9 protein-coding genes and 1 pseudogene are annotated in these 10,841 nt (G+C 57.2%); 9 read left to right on the forward strand and 1 reads right to left on the reverse strand.

The window, feature by feature from the left end; genetic code table 11:
- The first annotated feature begins 327 nt into the window (after positions 1 to 327).
- The 6 genes from ASC96_RS20325 (at position 328) to ASC96_RS20350 (ending at position 6,069) form a co-directional block, all read left to right on the forward strand.
- On the forward strand, positions 328 to 1,191 hold the full coding sequence (locus ASC96_RS20325; RefSeq protein ID WP_082512193.1) for an SDR family oxidoreductase: 864 nt from the start codon (positions 328 to 330) through the stop codon (positions 1,189 to 1,191).
- Between the two features lie 86 nt (positions 1,192 to 1,277).
- Positions 1,278 to 2,204: a patatin-like phospholipase family protein gene (locus ASC96_RS32050; protein WP_244482223.1), complete on the forward strand. Its 927-nt coding sequence runs from the start codon at positions 1,278 to 1,280 to the stop codon at positions 2,202 to 2,204.
- On the forward strand, positions 2,117 to 2,749 hold the full coding sequence (locus ASC96_RS20335) for a DUF1214 domain-containing protein (protein WP_060504953.1): 633 nt from the start codon (positions 2,117 to 2,119) through the stop codon (positions 2,747 to 2,749). Before ASC96_RS32050 ends, ASC96_RS20335 begins: the two co-directional genes overlap by 88 nt.
- A 28-nt stretch (positions 2,750 to 2,777) precedes the next feature.
- Positions 2,778 to 4,406, forward strand: coding sequence for a DUF1254 domain-containing protein (locus ASC96_RS20340; protein ID WP_244482213.1), 1,629 nt, complete (start codon positions 2,778 to 2,780; stop codon positions 4,404 to 4,406).
- A gap of 141 nt (positions 4,407 to 4,547) precedes the next feature.
- A complete protein-coding gene (locus ASC96_RS20345) occupies positions 4,548 to 5,135 on the forward strand; it encodes a DUF6088 family protein (protein WP_060504954.1) in 588 nt (195 codons plus the stop codon).
- Positions 5,125 to 6,069, forward strand: coding sequence for a nucleotidyl transferase AbiEii/AbiGii toxin family protein (locus tag ASC96_RS20350; RefSeq protein WP_060504955.1), 945 nt, complete (start codon positions 5,125 to 5,127; stop codon positions 6,067 to 6,069). The genes ASC96_RS20345 and ASC96_RS20350 overlap by 11 nt, the downstream gene beginning before the upstream one ends.
- A 1,373-nt stretch (positions 6,070 to 7,442) precedes the next feature.
- Here the strand turns inward: ASC96_RS20350 and ASC96_RS20355 are convergent.
- On the reverse strand, positions 7,443 to 7,781 hold the full coding sequence (locus ASC96_RS20355; RefSeq protein WP_060504956.1) for a hypothetical protein: 339 nt from the start codon (positions 7,779 to 7,781) through the stop codon (positions 7,443 to 7,445).
- Positions 7,782 to 8,030: 249 nt separating this feature from the next.
- Between ASC96_RS20355 and ASC96_RS20365 the strand changes: the two genes are divergently transcribed.
- The 3 genes and pseudogenes from ASC96_RS20365 to ASC96_RS20375 all read left to right on the forward strand — a co-directional run.
- Entirely contained in the window at positions 8,031 to 9,122 is a 1,092-nt protein-coding gene (locus tag ASC96_RS20365) for an IS5 family transposase (protein ID WP_060504958.1), read from the forward strand.
- Between the two features lie 24 nt (positions 9,123 to 9,146).
- Entirely contained in the window at positions 9,147 to 9,458 is a 312-nt protein-coding gene (locus ASC96_RS20370; protein ID WP_244482215.1) for a hypothetical protein, read from the forward strand.
- 834 nt (positions 9,459 to 10,292) lie between these two features.
- Positions 10,293 to 10,841 (forward strand): annotated as a pseudogene (locus ASC96_RS20375) (transposase); the annotation flags it as partial.

The following is a 10,841-nucleotide window of genomic DNA, read 5'->3' on the forward strand; positions in this document are numbered from 1 at the left end:
GCGGCTGTGCATGCAGCGCCGGTGCGCGCCACTAGTCGATCGACCCATCAGCGCCCAATGATGCTATGGGTCGACCGTATCCCTGTGCCGCAGAGTGTTCAATAGGAAGGAAACCGCTGGAGCGTTCTGGCGTCATCGCGTGGAGCATTCGACCGTGCAATGGAGAGGTGACTGAAAGGAATCAGCAGAAGGGATGCCGCATTGTAACCGACGATAAAAAAGAGAAGCGCCAAAGCGTGAAAAGTTTTTTGTGTTCTCTGCTGGCTGCGGAACCTTGTGCAATCCTCGGGGTTTGCCAATCGACCTCAATATCCTAGGAGCATTTCCATGACCGATATCCGTCGCCCGTCCCCTCCCTACGGCGAACAGCAGCAGGAGCCCCCGGGCAAGACTGCACTGATGAACCCAATTCCAGACCACGGCGAAAAATCCTACAAGGGGAATGGCAAGCTCGAGGGCAAGGTCGCTTTGATTACCGGCGCCGACTCGGGCATCGGTAAGGCGGTGGCGATCGCCTTCGCTCGAGAAGGGGCCGACATCGTCATCTCCTACCTCAACGAAGACGACGACGCTCAAGACACCGCCAAATGGGTCGAGGACGTGGGACGAAAGGCGCTTTTGGTGCCCGGCGACATTAAGTCCGAAGATCACTGCAAGACGCTGGTGCAGCGCGCAGTCGACGAGCTCGGCGGGCTTGATATCCTGGTGAACAACGCCGCCTTTCAGCGGACTTATGCCGACATTGCCGACATTTCCGCGGAGGAATGGGACGAGACGTTCCGAACGAACATTTATGCGCCGTTCTTCTTGTCCAAAGCTGCCGCTCCGCATTTGAAGCCAGGAAGTGCGATTATCAACACGACTTCAATCCAGTCGCGCCAGCCATCGCCGCAGCTCCTGGCCTACGCATCGACCAAGGGCGCCATTTCGAACTTCACTGCAGGGCTGGCGGAAATGCTCGCCGAGAAGGGCGTTCGGGTGAACGCGGTGGCGCCGGGGCCGATCTGGACGCCGTTGATTCCGTCAACAATGCCTGCAGAAAAAGCTGCCAAGTTCGGTGAGCAGACACTCTTGAAGCGCGCTGGCCAACCAGCCGAGCTTGCCGGTACTTATGTTCTGCTGGCATCTGAACTCGGAAGTTACATGACCGGCGCGGTCATCCCCGTCACCGGTGGCGAGATCATGATTTGACGTCCATCGGCGCCTCTCCGGAGGTCTGGCTCTGCCTATCAGGTGGCAACGCCCTTGGCGCCTATCATGCCGGGGCGTACACCGCCTTGCACGCGGCGGGCATTCGTCCCAAGCGTATTGCCGGAACATCGGTAGGCGCGATCGTTGCTGCTCTGATCGCCGGAAACAGGCCTGAGGACCGGGTGGCACGCCTGGACGAATTTTGGCGACTGGCAGCCAGCGATGTTGCAATCGCCAACTTTGTCCGCTTCTGGGACGGGTCAAAGATAGCCTCATCGCTCGGCACACTGCTCCATGGCCGACCTGGCCTGTTTCAGCCGTCGCTCGGCTTGTGGTGGCGGCGCCTCAGCGGTCTACCGTCACCATCCCTGTTCGAGCGCTCGGGTATGCGAGCCACGCTCAGACGGCTAGTCGATTTCGACTATCTCGACGGCGGAGATATTCGCCTCATCGTCAATGCAACGGATGTCACGACGGGAGAAGAGCAGGTTTACGACACGGGGGAGATGGAAGTCACCGTCGACCATTTGATGGCGTCCTCCGCATTTCCCGTTCTTTTCCAGCCCGAACCCGTGAGCGATCGGCTTATGGTCGACGGCGGTCTGGTCGCCAATCTCCCGATCCTTCCTCTGTTTCGGGATCCGCCGGCCTGCCCCGTAAATTGTTTGGCCTTCGATCTTATTCAAGCGAACGGACCTTTGCCGAAAACACTCGATGACGCGGCCCACCGCATGCAGGACCTATTGTTGTCCAACCAAAGCAGACGGTCGGTCGAGCTACTGGAACACCGGTCATCGGGCCTAAACTGCCAGAGATTCCAAAAACGCCGATCTTTGGTCTGGAGACATTCCCCGGCGTTGAAGCCTTCGATGCTGCTGAGATCGCTCTCTCCAGTGAGCCTGACACCAATCCAGGTCTTGAGTCGATGTCTGCGAAGGTTCGAGAGATCGCCGCCCAAATCAAGGATGGTGCTGAAGAGCGGGAGCACGTCGATACCGTCATTAAGACAATAGCGGTTCCGGAAATCGCCAAGGCGGGAGCCATCATTGGTCATGGCAAGATCAGCAATGGCTGGGCGCGGCCAGGTGTGGTCGGAGAATATGGTATCGACTATCTCACCCGCACGCTGGTGAACTACCGCGGCTTGTGGGCGAACATCAAGCCGGAAGTCCTCTATTACCGCGGAGGAAGCGACGCCGATGGCGCGGAACTAAATGGCGACCATGCTTACACGCTGACATTTCCCAAGGATGCACTTCCGCCTCGCTTCGCCAAATACTTCTGGTCAGTCATCGCCGTCGACAGCACCCGCTTCCGGGTTCTTCCCAACCCGAAGCAGCGCTTTCTTTTGAACGACGCGACGAACCCTGAATACCGGGAAGATGGCTCACTGACGCTTTATTTCGCGGCGGAGAAGCCGAAGGACGCCCCGGATGGCAACTGGCTGCCCACACCACGCGGGCAGACCTATCGTCTGACATTCCGCTACTATGGACCGATCGACGGAGTTGCAAACGGCACCTATTGGCCGCCGGCGCTGATCAGGACAGACAAGTGACTTGAGACTGCTTCTGAGGAGAGACGACATGACCCGAACGACCCCTTCCCTGATGAGAGCCGCCTGCCTGGGTTTGGCGATGGTGCCGAGCCTTGGCGCAGCAACAGAACAACTCTCCTTATCCCCCTCCCTGCAGCTTGCCATGCCTGCCGGGCCCGACCGAAATGTCAGGATTACGGAACAGTACGTCCGGATGGTGGCGCGCGACGCCTATGTCTGGGGATGGCCGATGGTCAATATCTACAATCGACGGCTGGCCTTTGAGAAAGCGCCGAAGGCCGGCCTGATGAATGGGGTTTTGCCATTTGCCCCCGTCAACCAGATGTCGATGCTGCATGACTACATCCAGCCGGAACAGCGTTGGGTTGCCTGCCCCAACCAGGACGTTGCGTATGGGGCCGGCGTCGCGGCCTTGGAACAGTCACCTGTCGTCGTGCAGGTTCCAGATTTTGGCGATCGGTTCTGGGTCTACCAGGTCGTCGACATCCGCACGGACAGTTTCGCTCAGATCGGTGCGATGTACGGCACCCAGCCCGGCTTCTATCTGTTGGTTGGACCGGACTGGAAGGGCGAGGTTCCGAAGGGCATAACCAAGGTGTTCCGTGCCCGCACCAACACGGCCTTTATCGTTCCCCGTGTCTTCATGGACGACACCTCTGAGGACCGGACCGCAATCCAGGAAGTCATCTCCGGGATCGACATGTATCCGCTGTCAGAATTCGACGGCAAGGCCAAGCAACGCGATTGGAAATCCTTGCCGACGCTCGGTTCGCCAACCGCCGATGGCAAAGCGGAAGAAAACAATTGGGTCTTTCCCGAAACCTTCTTCCAGCAACTGCCGCAGGTCATGAAAGATGCGCCGCCGCTGCCGGGTGAAGAAGCAAGGTGTGCCCAGATCGAGGCTGTTCTTGCGGCGGCACAGGCCGACACCTCCATAATGACGGCCATGGTGGATGAGGCCAAAAAGGCAGAGGCGGAATTGATCACGCCGTTGCTGCAGTTCCGGAACTGGGGCGTTCAGCTTCCGCACAACTGGTCGACCACTGACAACAATGCAGCTTTCGGCACGGACTATTTTACCCGAACCGCCGTCGCGAAATCCAACATTCTGGTCAACGCGCCAACCGAGACGAAGTACTTCTACCAAGATCTTGATAGTGATGGGCAGCGTCTGAATGGCAAGACTGCCTACGAAGTCACATTCCCCAAAGGTAAAACGCCACCAGTCCATGGGTTCTGGTCACTGACGATTTACGATGACCAGCATTTCTTTGTCCCCAACCCTCTTTCGCGCTATTCGCTTGGGACGAAAAACAAGGCGCTTGTCTATAACGACGACGGATCACTGACGATCTATGTTCAGGACAAATCTCCGGGTAAGGACAAGGAGGCAAATTGGCTTCCGGCGCCGACGGGTGAATTCTCTCTACCTTCGGGCCTATTGGCCAGACACGCCGATCGTGGATGGCAGTTGGAGACCGCCGGCGGTTGCACGGAATTAAACCTGTGTGAGCCGCTGCCAAAAGTTGTACCGGTCGCAATCAGCGGCCGGCAACTGGTTTTGAGGCAGGTTTATTGTTGCTCTCAAAGCCGAAGGACTGCTGTCCATGACCTTCCGGAGGGCAAGTCGGTTCCGGGATTTTCGATATTCGAGTAGTGGAGGTTGCTGGAAAGTCCCCTTATATAATTCCATGATTTCAGTAAACTGGATGTTGAGTCGCCGCCAAAATTTGCATGAAATTTGGAAAAAATTGCATTCACGACCATATGTCGCTATAGTGAGTGCAGGAGCTAACCCATGACGAAGTTACAGGAATTGAAAAAGCATCTGCGGTCCGGCAAGGTCTACCGTCGGGAGGATCTCACCCAATGGTCGTCGTCTGTCGATCGGCATCTTCAGCAGCTGCTGGCAGAAGGATACCTGACCAAGCTATCGACCGGCGTCTATCACCGGCCGAAGCAGACCGCGTTCGGCAAAGCCCCCGCCGAGGATGATGCGCTCGTCGAGGCTTTCCTGAAGGATGACCGTTACCTCGTCACCTCGCCCAATGCCTATAACAGCCTTGGTGTCGGCGCGACGCAGCTCTATAACAAGACCGTCGTCTATAACCATAAGCGCCACGGCAACTTCATGCTGGGCGGCCGAGAGTTCGAGTTCCGCAGAAAGCCAGCCTTCCCCAAAACCCTGACCAAAGAATTCCTGCTGGTCGACCTGGTCAACAATCTCGACCAGCTGGCCGAGGACCGCGATCAGGTGCTGGCCCGCGTGAAGGAACGTGCCCTGCAGGGCAATCGCACCGCCCTCACCCGTGCCGCCAAGGAATACGGCATGGTGCGCACGCGTAAATTCTTCAACACCCTCGCCGCCGACACGCATGCCAGCTGATTTCCTCCATAAGCACAAGGATTTTGCGTCCCTGCTGCGCATCGTCGCTGACCAGATGAAGGTGCAGCCGGTGCTGGTCGAAAAAGACTACTGGATCATGCATTGCCTGTACGGCCTGCAGCAGCTGGAGATGACGTTCGAGCTGAAGGGAGGCACCTCGCTATCGAAAGGATACCGCATCATCAACCGCTTTTCGGAGGATATCGATATCCGTATCGAACCGCCGAAGGCAATGGAGGTAAAATCCGGCCCCAATCACGATAAGACAGCGCATCGTGAAAGTCGCAAGGGCTTCTATGACTGGCTGGCGGAGACGATCACGATCGACGGCATCCAGAAGATCGAGCGCGATACCGAATTTGACAACGAGACGTATCGCAGCGGCGGCATCCGCCTCTACTACCCCGAGACGACCGGCACGAAATCGGATCTCAAGGACGGCGTGTTGCTCGAAGCCGGCTTTGACACGGTGGCTCCCAATATCCACAAGGATATCAGCTCCTGGGCCTATGATTACGCGGCATCGCGCGTCGAGCTGATCGATAATCGCGCACTTGCCGTTCCCTGCTACGAGCCCGGCTACACGCTGGTCGAGAAGCTCCAGACCATCTCCACTAAATATCGCAAGCAGCAGGAATCCGGCCAGTTCCCCGCCAATTTCCTTCGGCATTATTACGACGTCTACTGCCTACTGGACCAGCCGGAAGTGCAAGACTTCATCGGTACGGCAGCCTATCTCGCGCACAAGGACCGACGTTTCCGGAAGGCTGACGATCAGAACATAGGCAGCAATCCCGCTTTCAGCCTTTCCGACCCAGAGACGTTCAGACTTTACGAGCGCGCATACGAGCGGACGTCGGCGCTCTATTATTACGGCAGGCCCAGCCTGAAAAAGATCCTGGCCCGCATCACCTCCCACACAGGTCGTCTTTGACGACCCCGCCCTATTTAGGCTGATCTTTATCGGATCAACTGGTACACGCGCCAAAGGGATGGCTTGGTTGTCCGGTGCATGGTCGAGTTCATGTCGCAAATCCACAGTTGAACACAGATCACAACTCAGAACGACGCCATTTCCAAGCGGCCTTTTGCCTGCTCTTGAATGGATCAGAACCGGCGACAGTTTGTCAGATGGCTTAAGTGTTTGAAAGACATACTTTGTGCGTAACGTCTATTATACAACTATAAAACCACATGTTCCGTCGGACCAAGCGTTTCGCCCGCCTTAGCGCCTCCCTCACAAGTTGTATGGCAGGCCCAACAACGCTGCCGGAACTCCTTGGAACCACGCATATTAAAGCGTCCGTTCCTTTTATTTGAGTTGGACGTAGGCCAGGCCAGCGATGTCGGGTAACCGGCGGCTGTTTAGGCAGGTCATTCTTCCTCACGCGATACGGTCAAAGTTCAACGCTTAATCACAGAGGCCTCAAATCTTTTACTTCGCGAGCCTGCGCTCAGGGAGTGAGCGGCCTTTCGTAGGCCAGACTGCGGCCATGCAGCTGGCGCATCGCATCGTTTAACAGAATGGCCGGAATTCTATTAGGACCTGATGTTACCGGCCCGTCGAAAATTACGCGCCCCCCGGAACCGTTGCAGCGATGGGCGGTTTGGGGCGGGTTCAGTCACGTGAGGTCCAAATGAAAGCCGTTATCCCAACCATTACAGCTCTTATCGTAGCGGGGTGCGCCGAAACTACCATCGAACCCGTCCAGGGAGCATAACTTACGGGGGGTGCCTAGGGCGGGCCTTCAGAAAGCGCCGATTGGAAGTACGGTCCATAACTTTGTCGACGATCGCGGGCAAAGAAAGGAAGAGACGTACGTTGTTCTACCAGGTCTCTGAAGCTCGTCAGGACGGAACAGGTCCCAGACGACTGATCTTTTGGTTGGGCAGTATCTGGCGAGCCTGAAGGTCCGCTCCGGGCACCAAGGGTCCTGCGTCGTGCGTGAGGCTCTACGTTCGATCATGTTTTTTCCGGTCGGGGGGAACTTCCCGCGCCACTCGCAGTTCGAAGCGCCTCATTGAGTTCCTTTCCCCTCATGCTCAGTGAGATATTCGCGGGCGTCAACCTCCCAAGGCGCCCGCGTTTTTTTGGCGCAGATTGGCAAAATGATCGTAGCACGGTAAAAAACCGGGTAACTCAAGTGCGGTCGTTATTGGAGTTTCTCAGCAGTTGATGCGACATGAGCGGTGTTCACTGATGTCGGCGACGGTATATCAGGGTTGAAATGACAGGTGACGACATCAGGCAACGCGTCGCGAGAATCACGCTATTACGTAGCCGTAACTGCCTTGGTCTGTCGGAAGTTAGGTGCCAATCAGACCAAAAATCACCAACCCCGCGCCTAGGGCGATGATAAGCCCCAAAACGATAGCGACAGGATGCAAAGCAATGTCAGGTAGTTTTTTCACTCCGTTCGGCTTACGCATAGCGCCATCAAAATTTTCCTGAACATCTGGCTTGAGATGCCGACGGTCGGCTACAGCGATGCGCGCCTGCTCCGGAGTTATCGGTTGGCCGGCCGCTTCTGCGTCCGTTTCGATTGGTGCAGCGGCTGGATCAAATCCTGGACGGATATCTCCCGTCTCCCCAGACTGGATCTGTCCTCGAACCTGTGCACCCGTCGTATTTTTGTATTTGGTCACTGCTGATCCTGTGAGTTTATTACTGGTTTTGAGCCGCTCTGCGTTCTCCCGTCGAGTTTGTTCCAGGTAAGCGCGCCTCCGATAATAAGAAGGCCGATGGCAATGATCATGCCCGTGTACACAAATATCAGTCCTCGGGGCGTTCCTTGGTTCATAAAGCCTCCGTCCTCTAGCAGGCTGTTGAAAAAGGCCCTGGCGTGAAGACTTTGGTCGTGATTCACTGGCTTTGTCGAGATTTGGAGTTGATGGATGCGCGGCGGCGATGTGAGGACGGGTCAACTCTTCAGCTATGTCGATCTGGAGGATCGTGTTCGTCGTGATCATCCGCTGCGGGCAATCCGGCAGATCGTGAACGACGCGCTCGTTTTGCTGGAACGGGAGTTTGCAGCACTCTATTCACCGATCGGGCGGCCATCGATCGCGCCTGAGAAGCTTCTGCGCGCCATGCTTTTGCAAGCCTTCTATTCGATCCGTTCTGAGCGGCTTTTGATGGAGCGGCTGGAATACGACCTTCTGTTCCGCTGGTTTGTGGACATTGGCATTGACGATCCAGCTTGGAACCATTCGGTGTTTTCGAAGAACCGCGACCGGTTGCTGGAAGGCGACATCGCCGCGAAGTTCCTGGGTGCGATCCTTTCGCAGCCCAAGGTAAAGCGGCTGTTGTCAACGGACCACTTCTCTGTCGATGGCACGCTGATCGAAGCCTGGGCGTCGATGAAGAGCTTCAAGCCGAAGGACGGCTCGGGCGAACCACCATCGGATGGCGGCGGTCGGAATGTGGAAGCAGACTTTCATGGCGAAAGGCGTTCCAACGAGACGCATGCTTCAACGACCGACCCAGATGCAAGACTTTATAAGAAGGGTAAAGGCAAGGAGGCCAAGCTGTGCTTCATGGGGCACGGGCTGATGGAAAACCGCCATGGACTGCTGGTCGATGCCTACCTGACGGAGGCCAGCGGATATGCCGAACGGGTTGCGGCGCTGCACATGATCGAACCCTTTGCTGACCGATCACAAGCGATCACTCTGGGTGCCGACAAGGCCTATGACACAAGAGACTTCGTCAAAGATTTGCGGTCGATGAAGGTGACGCCCCATGTGGCGCAGAACGTCAATGGTCGCCGCTCGGCCATTGACGGGCGCACGACGCGCCATTCTGGCTATGGGGTCAGTTTGCGCATCCGCAAGCGCATCGAGGAGGCGTTCGGCTGGATCAAGACCGTCGCGGGGCAGGACAAGACGAAGTTCCGTGGCCGCGACCGCGTCGGATGGGCCTTCACCTTCGCGGCCGCCGCTTATGATCTGGTGCGGTTACCGAAACTGATGACGGTGTCGTCATGAGCGCGGCTTCAAACTGCCGCCTGATTGGCCGCTGGCGGATCGTCGAGGCTATGGGATCGGGATTATCTCGACCTGGTTGAGCCTGCCGCAATCACCATCGGGCCCGACGGTCATGGCGAAATCGCCTTCGGCGCGATGCAAGCGACGCTCGATCTCGGATACAACAAGTCCGTGGTCTCTTTCACATGGTCCGGATTCGACGAAATGGACGAGATCTCCGGTGACGGTCATGCCGAATTGCTCGACGATGGCGCGATCGAGATCACTTTCGCGTACCACAATGGCGACGAGGCCGTGCTGAAGGCCAAACCAGAGACTTCTTCAACAGCCTGCTAGGGCATCGAGGCCGACAGCTTGCCGGCAAACTCTTGGTGGTGCTACAGGTTAGTCTGTGCGAGCTACGTCCCGTAGTTTAACGCGCGCTTGGAATGCGACCTGTCTGTATTGCAACAAATCGACTCTTCGATGCCGCTCTCAAACAGCGATCGCAGTCGAATGTTCCCGCCCATCCTACCGTAACTGTGAATAGCATATTGTATTTCGGGCGAGTCTGTCACCCGATTGACCGGACACCGACTTCTAGCGACTGGTCAGTCTCACGATGAACGTTGTCGATACCATTCGACCGGATTTGGATCGCGATCCGTCATTATCAAGGCAATCCGGTGGTGCCCGGTCGCTGTAGCGACAGTACCACGTCGCGATCCCCCTGCCGGGTGGCAAAGTTGCAGATTCCGAGGCAATCCGCCCCCGCATTCCGAAATGATGCCGCCCCCCAATTCCGAGAATTAACCGCCCCCTTGTTCCGAGATGATGCCGCCCCCTGATTTGGGGTGTTTGTCGGGGTGTCCTGCTGGTGAGACGTTCGTCCTTTCAGTGTCCTGAAAGGAAGGAACGGGATGCCGGCGAAGAAACTAAAGATGCGGCGTGTCCGCGAGATTCTGAGATACGGATTTGAGCAAGGGCTCGGCCACAAGTCGATTGCGGCGCGCGTTGGTGCGGCGCCGTCGACGGTGCGCGAGACGCTCCGCCGTGTGGAGGTTGCCCCCCTTGTTCCGAGATGATGCCGCCCCCTGATTTGGGGTGTTTGTCGGGGTGTCCTGCTGGTGAGACGTTCGTCCTTTCAGTGTCCTGAAAGGAAGGAACGGGATGCCAGCGGAGAGACTAAAGATGCGGCGTGTCCGCGAGATACTGAGATACAGATTTGAGCAAGGGCTAGGCCACAAGTCGATTGCGGCGCGTTGGTSCGGCGCCGTCGACGGTGCGCGAGACGCTCCGCCGTGTGGAGGTTGCCGGCCTTTCCTGGCCGTTGGGCGACGATGTCAGCGATGCGGTGCTGGAGGCGGCTCTCTATAGGGCTGCCGGCACGAAGACCGGTCACCGTCGCAGCGTTGAGCCGGATTGGGCGYATGTTCATCGCGAGCTGAAACGCAAGCATGTGACGCTGCAGATCCTCTGGGACGAATATATCGGCCTTCATCCCGATGGCTATCGCTACAGCCGCTACTKCGATTTGTATCGCGCTTGGGCACTGAAGCTGCCGGTGACGATGCGCCAGGACCATGCGGCTGGCGAAAAGCTGTTCGTCGATTATGCCGGCGACACGGTCACGGTGGTCATCGACAGATTGTCCGGCAAGACGCGGCAAGCCCATCTGTTTGTTGCGGTCTTGGGGGCATCGAGCTTGTCGTTTGCACATGCTCGCTGGAGCGAGACGCT

The organism is Rhizobium sp. Root1204 (assembly GCF_001424965.1).
Lineage (GTDB): Bacteria > Pseudomonadota > Alphaproteobacteria > Rhizobiales > Rhizobiaceae > Pararhizobium.

Coding starts and splice junctions, on each gene's coding strand:
- ASC96_RS20325 (WP_082512193.1), top strand. CDS start 328: ATGACCGATATCCGTCGCCCGTCCCCTCCCTACGGCGAACAGCAGCAG.
- ASC96_RS20335 (WP_060504953.1), top strand. CDS start 2,117: ATGTCTGCGAAGGTTCGAGAGATCGCCGCCCAAATCAAGGATGGTGCT.
- ASC96_RS20340 (WP_244482213.1), top strand. CDS start 2,778: ATGACCCGAACGACCCCTTCCCTGATGAGAGCCGCCTGCCTGGGTTTG.
- ASC96_RS20345 (WP_060504954.1), top strand. CDS start 4,548: ATGACGAAGTTACAGGAATTGAAAAAGCATCTGCGGTCCGGCAAGGTC.
- ASC96_RS20350 (WP_060504955.1), top strand. CDS start 5,125: ATGCCAGCTGATTTCCTCCATAAGCACAAGGATTTTGCGTCCCTGCTG.
- ASC96_RS20365 (WP_060504958.1), top strand. CDS start 8,031: ATGCGCGGCGGCGATGTGAGGACGGGTCAACTCTTCAGCTATGTCGAT.